Genomic DNA, 16,568 nt, shown 5'->3' with positions numbered 1-16,568 from the left:
CTTGTATTTTTATAATGTTCCTAAATTTGTTCTTCCTAAAACTATTTTTCCTGAAATCTCTTCTTCTTCGTCGACACAGTTGTATAAGGTTCCTGTTGGATAAATAGAATTTAATTTTGATAATGATTTAATGAAGTCCGGTAAAGCATCTTGTTTGGTTTGTGTTTTATCGGTTAGAAAATTTTTGAAATCTCTTTCAAAATCAAGTAAATCATTGTCTTTGGGGGTAATATGATCTTTCCGGTACCCAATCCAGCAGATTTTGCCTAAAATATGGGACGGAATTTCTTGCCGAATTACATTTTCGGCAAAGTTTCTAAAGTCAACATCTGCAAAACGATAGGTGTAACCCGGTAAAACCACACTGATTTTAAACGAATAGGGATTGGGGATACAACAATCCTCTGAACAGTCTTCTATGCAGATGGGCATATAATAACTTTCGTCAATTACCTTGGTTGGATCGGGAACCAGAAGAATGTGTTCTACAAGGAAAATACCTTCATCGCTGAATTCTTCTTTAAAGAAAATCAGTAAATCAAGCATCGCTGCTCTTACGTCTTCTAAAGTCAGATACAATTTGTACTGACGGGCTATGATTCTGTCGGGATTGTCGGGGTCATCAACAAATTCCGGATTGATAATGTGAAACGAATATTTATGCGTATCCGATTCAATCACCTCAAAAGTATCGATAACGGTATCTTTAAATGGAACTCCATTCTCTCTGTCTTTTATAAGATTCTCAAATGCTTTCTCAATTTCTTTCTCACTGGTTTCGTAAATTTTAAGAATTGAAAAATACATTTCCTTCACAGCAGTCGATTGATTCGTATAATCTTCGGTTGCCGTCAGGATTATTTTATTGGCACTGTTTCTGATTCTCCATCTAAAAAGATTCGGAAGCACAGCCGGACTCGGATCATAAATCTGAACAAATAAATTAGAGATGTTTTTTCTTCTGATTCCTCTTTTGTTTGTGTAAGGATTTCTATCGCCTTTAATTCCTAACAAACCGGCAATTCGGTTTTCTAATCCTGTTACATTAAACGTATTCCATAAATTCGCCACCGGCTGATTAAAGTAATTAAACCCGCTGCCTCGTTGACCGCTTATGGTATTGTAATTGATTAAAAAATCGGATTTGTTTTGCAATACAATTTCCTCGGAAGAGGAGCCGTACAATGATTTCATTAAAAAAGCATATTCTGCAAATCGTTCTGCAAATCGTGCGATAAGATGGTCTTTTATTTCGTTTTGTCTTTTAATAGCATCGTCTAAATGACCAAACAAAGATTCGTCCAGTTTCTCTTCACTTGAAGACAGATACGTTGGATTTACAATTTCTTTAAAACCCGTCATATCCGAAATAGCCTGAGTAAAATAGGTATTGGGTAAGCTATTGTTGATCGAAAGCAATTCTTTGATATTGCTCAGATGTTTGAAATAACTGGCCAGAATCTGATCAAAAAACAGCAGATAGCCTTTGAGCTGTTTGGCTTTGGCTTTTCGTTCTACACTGGCGGAATCTGACAGGCCGATTTCGCCAATACCATAATTTTCAGGAAAATTATTGGTAACACTAGTATAAAAATCAGACTCTACAATTCTGCCCTGAGGTATTTTTAGTTCTCTGTTTTTAGCCGCTTTTTTTTGCGAATAGGCAAGATCTTCTTTTAAGTCGTCTAAGTATTTTTTTGCTTTTACTTTGTTGACGGTAACAGGCAAAACCCCTTTGCTGAAGTTCAGCGTGCTTTTGGAGCAAAGATTTGGTTTTTTATTGGCAGGAATACAGATGTTCCAAACGCTTCCTTCGGCTTCTATAGCGTCACAATTGTTTAAAGAGATGTCTTTGATTACCGATACACCTTCTACATTCATGATGATTTGCATAATGTCTGAAAGGCGTACTTCGGTTTTTAAAGAAGAGTTTTCTAATTCGGTAGTATCAATAAATCCGTTATCCAGAAAAGGCCCCTCATAAATTTCATCGCTTGTATATCCTTTCTCAAACATTTCGGCCAATGAATAATATCGGATGGTTGGCGAGAAGTATTTTTCGAGTTCTAAAGTGATGGCGGCATGAACGTATTCTTCATTGGCTTCGGGAACAATTTCAATTAAAGCACAAACCGCTATGGGCTGAATTTCTACTTCCTGTACTCCTAAAACATCTTCGCAAAGGTTTCTGTTCTCATGAAATTTTTCGATGATTTTAGTTTTAAGCAGCTTTTTCTCGGCAACTGTACTTTCTTCAAAATCAACTAATATATTGTAGTAACCTTTAATTTCAGACTCTTTAATAAAAGTGGGTAAGGTGTCGGCAAAATCTTCTTTTTTGAGCGAGATTTTCCCTTTTTTACAATTGATAAATAATTTTTTGGTTGTTTTTTGAAGCCAGCAATTTTTGATTTTTGCGGGATCAATATCAATTATAATTTTTCGGTAATCAAGAGCTGTAACCGCTTGCGTTGGCAGAATTTCTGCGGCGGTAAAAAATTGTTCGTCTATGGGGTTGGAAGCATTGCTTAGCAAATCCTCAATAGGCAAATTGATTCTCATACCCAAATCGGTAATCGCATAACAAAGCACTTCCAGAATTGTAATTCCGGGATCGTGCGTGTTGTAGTCGGTCCAAAACTGGCTTCCTAACGATTCAATGTACTCGATTCCCTTTTTTCGAAGGAAGTCAAAACTCATGTCATCATTGGAACTGACGTTTTTCGGGATGCTGATATGTTGGTTTACAGTTGACATTCTTCTTTGGGTTCTATGGTTTTAACAGTACATGGTTTGATGTCGGTGCTGATGAAATGACTTTTGGCTGAAACTAAAATCGATTTCGGATTAGATGGAACTGCGACTTTATCAGACAAGGCTCCATTTTTTAATAGTTTCACATCTTGCAGATAATCAACATAACCTAGTTTTTCGATGTAATTGATGAGCAGACTGGAGTGAATACTGACTCCAAATGTGATCGGACTATTTTTGTCGAGTGCCCAGGGTGATAAAAATTTGATAATATCGATATTGAGTTGCTGCGAGTAGAAATTTTCATCAAAACCGGGCTTGAATTTTACTTTCAAATCAACCTTGACTTCTTCATAATTTGGATTGATCACAAAAGTAGTTACGTGCAGCGAGTTCAATTGATCAATATGTTTTTTGACCTTGTTAAGGGTCGCCGTGCTCACTCGTGGCTGGTAAATGTCAAATACGTTTTTGTTTACCGTGTCCGGAATCACTACGAGAGTCACATTACCGGGTGATTGATAGGAAGTTTCAGAAGTATGATTGAGGCATTTTACCTTGTACAACTCCGGAAATTTCTGCAGGACGATATGTTCGTAATCCCACATGGTAATTGCTCTGTTTTTATGTCTAAGGCGTTCGCTGATTCTTCTGTAATAATCTTCGTTGGACTCTTCAGGTTTATGATCAAAACTGTTGTAAGGTTGGGTAACCGATTTTACATTACTGAGTCTCTGAATTAGTTTGGAAATGGTTTCGGCCTCTAATCCGGTTTTTAGATGCGACAGTTCATTAGCGTTGTTTTGAAAAGTTGCCAGAACGGCTTGCGAATGAATGCCGATCATTTTGCAAACCACATCGTATTTTTTATGCATTTTGGCTTTAAGCCAGATATAATTCTTAGGGAGTTTGGTGTTGTTTTGAGTGGCTTCTTTTGGTAAGTTGAATTTCAGAATGCCCGATTGTAATAAGTTGTCGGTTTCATTCAGTAAAATATCAGAATAGTTAAGAATACGCCATTCATTATTCCCCAAAACAGACCATTCTATTTTTTGTTTTCCGGTAAAGGAGGGTATCGTTGGATTCTCACTTCCTTCCAACACCTGAAAAAGCAAGGTAATTTGCTGCAATTCCTGCACATTTTCAAGACCAATAAACAATTCTCCTCCTTTGCAATAGGTAGGAAGCAGATACGAATTTTTATTTTCTACATAATCCAGCTTCGATTTTAGATAAGAGTGTTCTTCTGCATATCCGAAAGGGTGTATATGGAATAATTTGGCCACGTTTTGATTATAAACCCCTTCAATTGTCTGCACTCCCGAAGTGATAAAACGAGTCGTTTCTGAGGCGGTATAATTCAGGGTAACACTTTCAACCAGTGGTGTGTAAGGCGCATTTGGGACTACTACATTTTTGTTTTTGCTGGAAAGCGCCAACGCATATATTTTGGGATACAAATTATGCAGAAATGGTTTGGTCAATGTGAGTTTCAGATTGCCGTTTTTATTCGTAACGAAATCGGTATTGCTTACGGTAAAGTTGGTCTTAAGTACATTTGCAGTAGTAAAAAGCGATGCTTCAAGACCATAATCCTTCCAGACATTATTAGACAAAACGGCTAATTTATATTTAAAATACTCGTTAGCGTCTACAATGGGCAGCGCGGGATTAAAGGTTCCGTTATCTTTTACAATACTGGTTTCAAATTCGGTCAGGCTGATGGTATTTAGAGCAGACGATTTGTAGGCTTTGTAATATTCTACCAGATTAGAAGGGATATTTTTCCAAAGAATATCAATGTTAAAGCCGCTCCATTTTTTGATAAAAGCTTCGTTGTATCTGATGTAAAAATTAGAACCCTCAACAGGTTGTGTCGAAAAAGGGAAAAATGGTTTTGTAGCATTGATAGTGCCATGATCGTTCTCTAAAACAGCATTGCGAATGTTTTGTACATCTATATTTATGGTAATGTTTTCTAATTTGTTTTGAGCGAATGATTTGTACAGGTCATATCCATTGGCCTTTGTAGTATCCAGATAGAATTTGGCTAGAGGCAAATCAGTAGCAAATTCGTCGCCGTGTATTTTGGGGATATAGCCCGTAATGGCGTCTGTGTTTTCATCCAGCAGAAAAGCAACTTTCATGATTTTTCCGCTAACGGAAGTTTTGTAAGGGTCGCCTGTTTTTATGGATACTGTTTCTGAAATTTTATCAATTTCAAGCCATTTTTTTGCCGTGGTTAACTGAAGGCTTAAACAGTCTTTGAGAATAGTATAAGTAATAGGAGTGATGTTGTTTTGAAAGGTAAAAATCATCTGAATGGCTCGTCTTCCTTCTGCTAAAAAAAGAATAGGTGAGGCCACTGCAAATCCCAGAGTCGCATCGGGCAATGCAATAGGAAAGCCATCGGCGTTGGTGTAACCAAAAGGCCACCATTGGGTGTTGTTTTTATCCGGAAATGCTTTTCCTAAACCGTCATAAGAATTAGCGATTGGACTGGCTGTTATCTTTTTTGAAAGGACGTCGTTATAGACATTTTTCAAGGAAGAAACGACCGTTTTATTGGCGATCAATTCGTTGTTTGAGGAATAGATTAGTGTTTTTCCAGTAGCATCTTTGCCTCCGTCGAAACCGGTTTTGGCGTCAATTTTTTCCTGAACAGCATTTTTGGCCAGTTCAAAAATAAGATACACCTTATCCGGTGTGGCAGGTAATTTGTCAATCTGTAATACTTGATTGTAATAAAAATCAAGATGACGTTTTGTGAGTGTATTGTATCTTTTTTTGCTGTTTTCTAACAACATCAAAAAAGTAAGGAATAATGTCAAATGAGGAGTAATGGCAGATTCTTGCGTTGTTTCTGCAATCAGATCAACCAGTTCTTTTTTAATACGGTCGAGTTTCAATTGATTTTCTACGGATGGTTTTTGACCATTCAAATTAAAAAAATCGAAAAAAGGCTTCCAGTCGCTTGAAGGTTTTTTGGGATTGGCAGTGTCAAAATAATTTACATATTCAGAAAAATTATAAGCAAACAAAACCCAGTCGGTCAGTTCAAAATCATTAAGACGAATGTTTTCAGGTTGCAACGCATTGATATAGCGCTGCTTTTGGTCGCTGCCATTAGAAGTCAAAACACTCACTATAGTGGTACAATTACTCATCTTTTAACAATTTATAAGTCGGTTCCTTCTTGTTTGTAAAATGGATAAACCATATTTATTCTCGAATTGGTAGCGCGTACTTTAAAATCAATCAGTACTAATAATTCTCCACTCAAATCGTCGCCTTTTGTAATGTCAATTTTTTCAACGTCAATTCTTGGTTCATGGTAAAGAATGGCCGTTCTGATAAGTTCGGAAACAAACGTTTTTAAAGTTTGATTCAATGGATTAAACAACAGTTCATCCATATTACAACCATATTTGGGTTGCATGATGCGTTCGCCAATTTTGGTGGAAAGCAAAATCTCCAGGCTGCTTTTGATGTCGTTTTCATCGCTTAGCATGGTTACTGTTTTGCTGCCTACGTTAAATTCAGGAGGGAAACTCCATCCAATACCTAAAAAATCTTGTTCCGTTTCCATAATTAACCAATTAATACCGTTGTTAATCCGGCTACTATTGTACCGCCATGTGCGGTTGAATCCCCCATTCGTGCGGCGGGTTTGCCACCAATTAAAACTGTTGAAGAACCTGCAGCGATCGTATCGGGTGGCCCGGTGCAAGTTGCCATATCGCCTACACAGGCAGCCGGAACTCCACCAATTAATACTGTTGGGGCGCCGGGAGGTAAAATCGGACCGCCCACATGAGGAACCGTTCCGGTAACCATCGGGCAAACATGCATGTCTGTAATTCTGGCGGCTGGTGCTCCCATAGTCTTAGTTTATTTGTACGATACTTCCTTTTACAATAGCAACGGCGCTCGATGACATTTCGGCACCGGCGTTTCCTTCTGCTTTATATTGCGCTTTTGCTTTTAAAGAAACATTCGTGCCTTCAATAGTTACATCACCTGATGCGATTAACTCAATGTTTCCGGCACTTTCCATTTTTATTCCTTTGCTGTCAATGGTGATTACGTTCGAATTTTCGTCTTCGATTACAATCACACCCTTGTCTTCATCGATTGTTATTTTTTTTCCGGCGGGGGTTTCAATTCCGATGGATTTTTTTTCATCGTCAAATAAAACCTTCATTTCGCTTCGGGTTACAATTCCTTTCTGATGGTTGTCATCGGAAGCGGGAATCGGAGCGGGTTTTCCGCTGCTGTGAAGCATTCCTAAAACGATGGCATTGTTTGGGTCTTCATTGACAAAACCAATAATCACCTCATCTTCTATTTCAGGTCTGAAAAAAACACCTCTGTTTTCCCCTGCATCGGGTGAAGCAACACGACACCAAATGCCTTGTTCTTCGTTATTGATGATGGGAATTTTTACCAAAATGCGATCTTCACCATTGGGATCTCCCTCTAATTGGGTGACAATTCCAACGTGTAAACCTTTTATGGCCGGGATGATTCCGGAGCCGGTCGGCGTATGAATGTCGAACGTTTCAGAGAACCATTCGGGATTTAATCCGAATTGTGCATCGATTGTCCAGTTTCCTTCTGTCAGTTCATGAAAAACACCGGTGACATAAGCGTCTCCGTTGAATCGATCCCCAACACCTTCAAGTGTAATGATGGTATTAGGTTTCACGGCAGGAATGCCTTGAAATTTAGCTCTTCCACGGATTTTTGACAATTGTTGAAACAGTAATTTGGCATCGGCCCAATCCTGAAGTTCCGTTTCGGTAATGGTACCGCCATGACGCAATTCCAGGTTTTCAAGTTGGATAATTTCAGACAAATCAGAGGCAGAAAGATTGCCGTTCAGGCTTACTGCCGGATCACTGGCTTCAATTTCAACTAACTCCTGATTGGTATAATCCCAGCTGTAGGAAGACACTTTGGCAAATTGATTTCGAGCGTCGATTTCGGCATCAAAATCAAGTAAAGTGGCTCCAAAAGTAATGGTCTCAACAGAAGCTGCCGATACGTTGGGTTTGCTGATCGTAATTTTTCCATTTTCGACAAAACACAGTTTGCCATTGGCCTGCGCTCTCGAAACGATAAAATCCCAATCGGAAGTATTGTATTGCACGATTTCTTTATGGCTGAAATTAGTTGCTTCAACGTCTTTTTCTAATCCATAGGTGCCAATAATTGATTCAAATGCTTCACTGTCTTTTACCTCATAAAAATACTTGCTCTTTCTTCCAATAGTGAGTTTTACGGCTTCGTCTTTACATTCGATAATCAGTAAAGAAGCACTGCTTTTTATCTTGATCGAATGTTTGATGATGATTCCTTTGTATATGGTTTCTTCATCACTGTGATAACCGGCCTGTATTTCGATTTTTTTGCCCGGAATCAATAAATCTTCATTACTCAGTTTAAATTCTCTTTCAGAGGCTTCTCCGTCTACCAGAACAATTTGAGCCATAGGAATCCGATTGACCTCATTTTGTACCACTATACTTTTTACCTGATAGGTTTTAGATAATTCTTCCCCTTCAATTAAAATTTTAAGTGTTACTAAATCGGCACTTTTACTGGTTTGTATGACTCCGCTATTGTTCATCAGGATTGTTTTTGTAAAGGAGGGAAAAATAGTTTTTGCCCGGTTTTTAATTTTCTGAAATTGACAATGTTATTGGCTTTGGCGACTTCCAGATAATATTTGGAATCGCCGTAGATCTGATAAGACATCAAGGCTAATGTATCGCCATCTTTTACCGTTCTGTAATGGGTCAAATCGGGCGACTTATTGTTTTCTTGTGCAGCTCTTAAATTGTCTTCAACAAAACCCTGAAATTTTACTTTTGCAATTGCCCTGATTGGAGTACCGTCGGGTTTAAAGAGTTTGAATTCTACATCCATTTCGGTCAGGGCTCCTTTAAAAAGCAATGTTCCCCAGGAAATCACCAGATAATTGGGTTTGTGTTTGTCTCCGTTGTAATTTAAAACGACTTTTTTAAATTTCTCTATGTCATCAATGATGCCATCGTCAGAACTTTCGAAACCGTTGATTACTCCGGATCGGTCAAAAACAAAATCGAGTTCCAGATTTTCAGGCAACTTTTTGCTGAACTTTGGCGAAACACTGCTCGTTCCCGAAGCCTGCGTTTTATTGGTTTCAATTTTATAGTGATAGGTGTACTTTTCCGGATTCATAAGCGTAGAAAATGTACCATCGGAAATTTTGTTGTTAAATTCCGGGTCACTATAAGCAACGACTTTTAGTTTTTCTAATTCCCCTGCCATGACTTAGCGTTCTTTTTTACGTTCGATGATTTTCAGTACTTGTTCTACACATTCGGCTACCGCATCTTCATCTGTACTTTTTGGAGTACTTGCAGAAGTTGATGGTTTTGATGCTCCTTCGTTCACGTTTATTTTAATGTGAAGCTCTTTTATTTCTATGGGCATGACTAACTTTTGATTAAGGTGAAATAATTGTAGGTAAGCTCAAAGCTTTCCACAACGAGCTTGCTTTCTTGCGCATTAAAATCTTCCACCGACCATTTTACCGGATAGGCATGCACCACATTCCAGGATATCAAAGGCTGATGTTCTGGATTGAGCAATTTGATGGTCAGGTTGACGGGTTTGAAAGAAAAATTTTCTATAGCATCTCTGCACCAGTCAATCACCACAGAATCAATCAGCATTCCTCTCTTTAAAGTCAGGTTTGGATATTTTGTCTTTACGGGAAGTTTGTGCTTGAACCTATTTTCTCCACCTTCGGCAATCTCTTCGGTTTCAATGTCAACAGACAAGCCGGACACCGATTGAAACTGATGGTCTTTTTCTTTCGAACCAAGACCTTCAAATTCAACTAAAAAATGAAAACCGACAGGTGGATAATAGTTAGCCATGACTAGTCATTTTGAATGGATAAACCTTCGTGTACCAATTCCATAGATTCTATAGCCACTTCATTTCCGTCGGCTTTTAAATCAGTCGATTGAATTTTGGTTGGCCATGCATTTTTTACTTTCCAGATAATCACAGGAGCGTGTTCTTCGTTCAGTAATTTGATCGTAATATCTCTTCTTTCTATGGTGTTTAGTTTTACGGTATTCCACCAGGCGTAATATTCATTGTCGCTTGCAAAGGTTCCTCGTTTTAGTGTGATGTTCGAGAATTTTTGCATGCCGGGCATTTTGATCTTACTGTATTCAGGACTCGCTCCTTGGCGGTACTCAATAACTTCTGTTTCTACATCTAGTCCAGAAACTTCTGTAAATCCTATTTTTGTTCCACCCCAGTCAACTGAGAAATGAAACTTTGGTAGCGGATAACTCATGATCTATATTTTTTTAATGTTGATTATTAATTAAGATTCCTGCATTTTGTGAGAGAAACGTAGAATGATGAATTCTGCCGGACGCACTACTGCCATTCCGATTTCGATTATCATTCGACCTTCGAGAATGTCTATGGCTGACATGGTTTGTCCGAGTCCGACTCTAACATAAAAGGCTTGTTCGGGTTTTGCCCCCGCCAATGCTCCGGCTCTCCATTGAAGGATTAAGAAATTCTCGATCATGGCTCTCACTCTGATCCAGGTATTAGCATCGTTAGGCTCAAATACAAACTGTTCGGATGCTTTTTTGATGGATTCTTCGGCCATATTAAAGAAACGTCGTACCGGTACATAACGCCATTCATTATCGTTACCAGCCAAGGTTCTTGATCCCCAAATCAAGGTTCCTTTTCCTGTAAAACTTCTGATGGCGTTTATGGATTTTCCGGCAACGGTATCAACATTTAGATTGTCCTGAATCGTGTTTGTGATTTTAACGGTAGGTTTTATAACATAGTTCAAACTAACATTTGCAGGAGCTTTCCACACCCCTCTGTCTTTGTCAACTCTGGCATACACTCCGGCAATAGCAGAACTTGGCGGAAGTGTTATTGGCAGGTTATAAATCTCTGTTAGGATTTTATTGTAAGTAGCGTTGTCAACACTTTCTAAAGCACTTAGTTTTCTTCCGTTTAATTCTCCATTATTCACATCTTTTCCATCTACAGATTTAATGGCATTTAAAAGTGCAGTCAGCGCTGCAGCAATGCCGGAAAAGTTGTTAACAAGTCCGGTAATTCCGGTCTGAGCATTTAATGGGGTATAGGTTACCAGTTTTTTTAATTCTTTGTCAAAACTTACACTGTCGGTTTGTACAATTTTAAGAAGCTTAGGTGTAGCATTCTCATCCTGTATTTTTTTCTTTAATGTTTTTAAGTTTTTATAGACAGAATCAATTTTATTGTTGGCTGTAAAAAGCAGATTAAATGCAGTCAAAGTACTTGAAATTGTACCTGCAATGACCATATCCTCATCAGATATTGTGCTGATAGCTGCATTTGCCTCATCGTTTAGTGCATCTCTCAAAAGCGATAATTCCTCTAAAGTAGCAAGCACAAGATTCAGATTGTTTAAGAAAGCAGTTTTTTTTGTGGCGTTGCTGACAAAGGTTCCGCCCAAATCAAAACCGGTCGCATTGTTGCTGTACATCTGTAAAAACATATTGCTTATTTGTCCGGCGATATCTCCTGCAATAGGTTCGTTAACCAGTTTGGTTACGGTTGCATTAATTCCGGTAACAGGCGCTTCAATAGGTACCAGTCCTGCCGCAATTTTATCATAGGCTTTTGCGGTATAAGAGTAATGTTTTAATATGATTTTGCTGGTATCAAAAGCATAATCCAGAATTGTTTCCAAGTGCGGATAATAAGCTGCTCCATATTTAACAGTGTCTTTTTCAGAACTGATTTTATTTCTTAAATCGTCTATATTTGTATCTGTTGGACTTGTTTCATCATAATTCAGCGTATCAATTATGGTAAAACGGTCTTGCAGATTTTGACATTGCGTTAAGGCATTGTTGTATAATCCGTAGAAATCAGTGATGGTTATTCCGCTTACTTTTGTTGCATCAGGAAAGAGTATTAGTGTTGGCTCGTCTACTTTTTCTAATTCCAATAACCCGGCATTCAGCGCTACGCTATTGTTGATTGCGACAACAGGAGTGTCGGCATCATCTAAATCATTTCCATAACGACCTACCGAAACAACGTAGCAAGGACCGCCGCCATTTGCAAAAAACAACTGCATTGAATAATACATCAGGAAAGGTTGTTTTGAAGTTGGTTGGTCCACAATAATAGATCTGGTGTCACCACTATCAGTCGAAACATCATTAATGGTAACACTAATGGTTGTTTCCGGTTTTGCAAAGCCGAAAAAGCGTTCGTATTCTAAGAGAGATGTTATTCTTGTCGGTTTTAATTTCAAATCTCCATTAATCTTGTTCGTAGCTTTTTCAGTATAGCCAATAAAAGCGGGAATCGCTGTTTCTACCTGGGCAACGGAAGGAGGAAATTTTACGATTTCCTCAACATATACCCCAGGTGTTTTGTAAGTTGTTGCCATGATTAATTGTTTTTAATTATTAAATAAATATTTCCGAATAGTAATCACCATTGCTTTTTGTTATAGATCTTACAGATGGGTTAGGATAGTGGCTGTTAACCGGTTCCGCCGGTGTAAAATCGGTAAGTGGGTCAATTTCAACAAAACCCGAACGTGTTAAGGGTTTTGCTGTATTGGTTTCAATTTCGGTTGCTGCTTTCCGGTTGATGTATTTCCAAAGCGTTTTTCGATTGTCGAAATGAATTTTATAATTTGGGCTTAAGAGTTTGCCAAAATTGTCTACAATATTTTCCGGACTATTGTCGCCTTGCAGGGTCAGTGAAACAAGTCCAAAGACACCTTGTTTCTCTGATGGATGCAGTGTCGAAATTAAATCTATAGTGGTCTCTTCGGATACTAAATAATCATTTGTAATTAACTTGTTGTCATTTATTTTGGGTAAGTATTCAAATGTAACCGGCTCGCTTGCAGGCTTAACATTGCTAAATAAGAATACCTGATTAAAGGCAAAGTCCAGATCGGTGTAATTCTCAAATTGATAGTCGTTGGTAGTGATTAAAAAGTTTAAGTTTAAAGCAATAGGAGTTGCTATAAACGGATCGGTTTCATCTAATTCTTTGACTTTAATATATACTCTAAAACCTGCAGTGGTTTTTTTGAATACCATTTTGTAGTTTTTGAGTAGGGTTTCGGTTTCCAAAGTAGGCACCAAGTTCATAAAAGCGCTGGTGTTGTATTTTTGCAGCATTTTTTCTTTATCATCGGTTGACATGCTTGCAAAGGTTTCTTCGCCGTTATTCAGAAAATAATTGTGTAAAACAGTTACTTCAAACAACAATCCATATGTAAGGAGAAAACTCATGATGGCTCGCTTGTTTTGGTTATACCTTTAATTCTGCTGATCAGTTCTCCTTCGCCTTGCGCAATATTGCGTTCAATTTGTATCATGCTCACTTTGTACAAAGCCGATGGAAGTTGTTTGCCACCCAAGGTTCCCCAGATATAATTTAGCTCTTCAAAAGTGGGGGTGTAGAGTTCGACCGTAAATTTGAAATTGTCAATATTGGCCATGGCTACATTATTTCGGTTGTAAATCGTATTGGCTTGTGTGAATAGTTTTTTTCCCTGAAAAAAGGCGATGATTTTCGAAATATCATTAAGGGAGTTGATGTATTTCGTTCTGTTGGCACTAAAAAGCAAATACAGATTTAAATTGATGGTGCTGTTTTTATAGATGGTTTTGGTATTTTCAATAGTATGATTGGGAACGTTTTTTAAAGTAGTCTCCTCGTCGAGATTAATTAAGGTAAGTGCGACCTTATCGTCTAAATTTGTGGCTATGCTTTCGTTTTGAGACTCTAAAAAAGCGATATTTTCGGCCACAATCGTTTTCTCCAGTCCAATTTCCTCGAGATAGCTGTTAACTTGTTCCGTAATTATCTGAATAACTTCAAAAATCATCTTGGGATAAAATTTAATACATTCTACAGTATTGCTAATTTGATTGCCTTCTGCATAAACCTACTTTAAGTAAAGTATGATTCCTGTTTTGTTTTTTTAAAAGCAGTGTTTATATGCACATCCTGACTCTGCTTTTTTTAGATATAATGATGTTCTACTCTTTGATTTTCTCCCTTATTTTAGAAATCAAATAAGTGTTTTTTGGCTTTTTTTACGGCCTTTCGTTTATGCTAATACGATATATAATCTGGTTAAAATGAACGCGTTCTAAGTTGTAGACAGAAAAATAAAAGGAGTGACTTTTGGTTTTGTTTTAAACTTGTAACGAATTGTATGGCTGATAGTTATATCGAAGTTAGAAAAAATAAAGGGTATCAAAAAAGGGTATTTTTACCCTTTTTTTGTTTAATTATATTTAAGTAAAATACTGATAATCAGTAAATTATGTTTTGTTGTGGATTTTTAATTTAATTTTTGTAAAAAAATAAACGCCAGAATTTAAAATAAGCGTTAAAAAATAAAGCAATAAAAAATCTAAAGTGTTCATTTTTAAGGATGTACTTCGGGGTGAATCACGGATTTGCAATTTGCGGTAAGCTACTTTTATTCCTGCTCGATTGCTGAATACTTATAAATCAAAAGCAAATCCCTTTAATCAGTGAAATCTGTGGCATTTTTTTTTTTCATTATGTCACAGATTAAATCGATTATCTCTAAAATTTTAATTCGTGAGAATTCGTGCAATTGGTTGCAAGCTTCTTTCAAAGGAAACAGGTAATTATACTTAGTGTCATATTTACTGTTTCGTTTATATTTGATTTTTGATATAAGTAATTGATAGTTAGTGTTTTGTTTGTTTTTGCTTTTGATGTATACTTTAGAAGGCATTTTGCAAATAAACAGCTTATTTTCAAGTAAGCTCTGCTGCTTAAAATGCAAAAAATAATCTTATATCATTGTTTTGGTTCCCCATGCACAAAAAATAGTTACTCATACCTTTTTTCTAATTTAAACTTTTACGCCCTTGTAATTTTATAGAGTATTAAAAGCTTTTTGAACTGCTTTTAGCTTGATAAACAATTTCTAACCTAGACTATAAAATATGAAACCTACAAAAGAATTTACAGTTGCAGATTATCTGCTCACCCGACTCAAACAATTAAATGTTACGGAAGTTTTTCAGATCCCGGGAGATTATGTAAAACATTTTACACAAGCCTTGGAAGACTTTGAAGGGATTAAAACTATTGGAACGACTAACGAACTCGATGCTTCCTATGCAGCGGATGCTTATGCCCGTACCCGAGGTTTATCGGCAGTGTCTTTGCAATATGGAGTGAGTACTTTTAGTGCATTAAATGCTATTGCCGGAGCTTATGTAGAGCGTAGCCCCGTGGTTGTTATTAGTGCTACTCCGGGATCAGATGCCCGACAAATTGGAAGTATGTACAATGTACTGTACCATCACTCTACGGGAAACCTCAACACAGATCAGGAAGTGTATGAACGAGTAACTGTAGCGGCAGAGACGTTGAGCAGCTCGGTAGATGCTCCCGAAAAAATCGATAAGTTACTCATTGCGGCACTTACATACCAACGCCCTGTGTATATCGCCTGTTACAAAGAGGTTTGGGGTGAACCGTGTCCTAAACCTCCTGCTAAAAAACTAAAAGCTGAAATACCGAAGAGTGAACCGTTGGCTCTTGAGAATGCAGTTTCTCAAGCCTGGAGTCAGATTACTCAGGCCAAATCCCCTTTGATTTTGGCAGGTGTAGAGCTTTTGCGGCATGATTTAACCAAGCAATTAGAGGCACTTATTAAAGAGAGTGGAATGTTGTACACGACAACTTCTCTAGGAAAAACGGTACTGGATGAAAAAGGAGATAAATTTATAGGAACATACTCTGATCAGGCCTCGATTCCGGAAGTAATCAAACTGGTGGAAGCCTCTGATTGTATAATTTCTTTAGGAACGATCATTACCGATGATTATTTGTGGTTGGTAGAAAACAAATTTTCAGACATGATTTTGTCCACGACGCAGGAAATGCGAGCGGGTTATTTTACCTATAGTGGAGTTACTCTGAAAGATTTTATTGAAGCACTAACAGAACGTTTCAAAAAAACGACGGGATATCCTTTAAAAGTGACAGCACCGGCGCAACCTAAATTTCCGGAGCCCTGGAAGTCCAACTCTGATCCGAAATATGATAAAACCCCGGAGGTTATAACCTTTAACCGCTTTTTTGAGCATACCGTATCTTTTTTGGAAAAGCAGAAAATGCTGGACAATATTGTGATGACTTTTGGTGTAAGTACGTCTATGTATGTGGCGACTAATATTTATGGTTTATCACAAAATGCCTATATCTCTTCGGCTGCCTGGCAGTGTATTGGTTTTGAAACCGGTGCCGCTTCAGGCGCTCAGTTGGGAAGTGGTAAACAGGCTTGGACAGTAGCCGGCGATGGAGGTTTTATGATGATTGCACAATCACTTTCGACTCTTGCGAGATACAATATCAATTCTGTGATATTCGTGATGAGCAATGGAGTTTATGCCATAGAGCAAGTATATGTAGATATGGACGCCTTTGAACCCGGACCTACTCATAAGTTTGATGAATTTGACATTCTTCCAAAATGGGACTATCAGGCACTTGCCAAAGCGTTTGGAGCAAACAGCTATCGAGCTGAAACTGTTAGTGAGCTGGATGAAGTACTTCTGAAACTTAAGAAAAAAACAACTCTTCCGACTTTGGTAGAAATTGTAATTCCGCAAAAAGACCTCGCCCGACAAATGAAAAGACTCGGTAGTGAATAAAAACAATTCCTCAACAAACAAATAAAAAACTTTAAAAACATAAAT

The 16,568-nt window shown here is 37.7% G+C and carries 13 protein-coding genes; 1 reads left to right on the top strand and 12 read right to left on the bottom strand.

Annotated features, from left to right (window positions below; all coding sequences use genetic code 11):
- Nucleotides 1–9 precede the first annotated feature (9 nt).
- From G3A47_RS02885 to G3A47_RS02830, 12 genes are read right to left on the bottom strand one after another with little or no spacing between them, the layout of a single operon-like run.
- Entirely contained in the window at nucleotides 10–2,757 is a 2,748-nt protein-coding gene (locus G3A47_RS02885) for a hypothetical protein (RefSeq protein ID WP_166920231.1), read from the bottom strand.
- Nucleotides 2,745–5,921 carry a baseplate J/gp47 family protein gene (locus tag G3A47_RS02880; protein ID WP_166920229.1) on the bottom strand — a complete coding sequence of 1,059 codons (3,177 nt, stop codon included), beginning with the start codon at nucleotides 5,919–5,921 and terminating at the stop codon, nucleotides 2,745–2,747. The genes G3A47_RS02885 and G3A47_RS02880 overlap by 13 nt, the downstream gene beginning before the upstream one ends.
- An 11-nt stretch (nucleotides 5,922–5,932) precedes the next feature.
- Nucleotides 5,933–6,343, bottom strand: coding sequence for a GPW/gp25 family protein (locus G3A47_RS02875; protein WP_166920227.1), 411 nt, complete (start codon nucleotides 6,341–6,343; stop codon nucleotides 5,933–5,935).
- Between the two features lie 2 nt (nucleotides 6,344–6,345).
- Entirely contained in the window at nucleotides 6,346–6,636 is a 291-nt protein-coding gene (locus tag G3A47_RS02870) for a PAAR domain-containing protein (RefSeq protein ID WP_166920225.1), read from the bottom strand.
- A 4-nt stretch (nucleotides 6,637–6,640) separates the two neighbouring features.
- On the bottom strand, nucleotides 6,641–8,386 hold the full coding sequence (vgrG, locus tag G3A47_RS02865; protein ID WP_166920223.1) for a type VI secretion system tip protein VgrG: 1,746 nt from the start codon (nucleotides 8,384–8,386) through the stop codon (nucleotides 6,641–6,643).
- Nucleotides 8,386–9,069, bottom strand: a complete 684-nt coding sequence (locus tag G3A47_RS02860) for a CIS tube protein (RefSeq protein ID WP_166920221.1) — start codon at nucleotides 9,067–9,069, stop codon at nucleotides 8,386–8,388. Before G3A47_RS02860 ends, vgrG begins: the two co-directional genes overlap by 1 nt.
- A gap of 3 nt (nucleotides 9,070–9,072) precedes the next feature.
- Nucleotides 9,073–9,234, bottom strand: coding sequence for a DUF5908 family protein (locus G3A47_RS02855; protein ID WP_166920219.1), 162 nt, complete (start codon nucleotides 9,232–9,234; stop codon nucleotides 9,073–9,075).
- 2 nt (nucleotides 9,235–9,236) lie between these two features.
- Nucleotides 9,237–9,683 carry a phage tail protein gene (locus tag G3A47_RS02850; protein WP_166920217.1) on the bottom strand — a complete coding sequence of 149 codons (447 nt, stop codon included), beginning with the start codon at nucleotides 9,681–9,683 and terminating at the stop codon, nucleotides 9,237–9,239.
- 2 nt (nucleotides 9,684–9,685) lie between these two features.
- The gene (locus G3A47_RS02845; protein ID WP_166920215.1) at nucleotides 9,686–10,114 is read right to left on the bottom strand and encodes a phage tail protein; all 429 of its coding nucleotides are present in this window, start codon (nucleotides 10,112–10,114) and stop codon (nucleotides 9,686–9,688) included.
- A 30-nt stretch (nucleotides 10,115–10,144) separates the two neighbouring features.
- Nucleotides 10,145–12,241, bottom strand: coding sequence for a phage tail sheath C-terminal domain-containing protein (locus G3A47_RS02840; protein WP_166920213.1), 2,097 nt, complete (start codon nucleotides 12,239–12,241; stop codon nucleotides 10,145–10,147).
- 19 nt (nucleotides 12,242–12,260) lie between these two features.
- The gene (locus G3A47_RS02835; RefSeq protein ID WP_166920211.1) at nucleotides 12,261–13,103 is read right to left on the bottom strand and encodes a hypothetical protein; all 843 of its coding nucleotides are present in this window, start codon (nucleotides 13,101–13,103) and stop codon (nucleotides 12,261–12,263) included.
- Nucleotides 13,100–13,702, bottom strand: a complete 603-nt coding sequence (locus tag G3A47_RS02830) for a DUF4255 domain-containing protein (protein WP_166920209.1) — start codon at nucleotides 13,700–13,702, stop codon at nucleotides 13,100–13,102. Before G3A47_RS02830 ends, G3A47_RS02835 begins: the two co-directional genes overlap by 4 nt.
- Nucleotides 13,703–14,804: 1,102 nt before the next feature.
- Here G3A47_RS02830 and G3A47_RS02825 point away from each other — a divergent pair.
- A complete protein-coding gene (locus G3A47_RS02825; RefSeq protein WP_166920207.1) occupies nucleotides 14,805–16,523 on the top strand; it encodes an alpha-keto acid decarboxylase family protein in 1,719 nt (572 codons plus the stop codon).
- Nucleotides 16,524–16,568: the final 45 nt, after the last annotated feature.

Source organism: Flavobacterium poyangense (assembly GCF_011751075.1).
GTDB lineage: Bacteria > Bacteroidota > Bacteroidia > Flavobacteriales > Flavobacteriaceae > Flavobacterium > Flavobacterium poyangense.
This window is presented reverse-complemented; position numbering and strand designations above follow the sequence as displayed.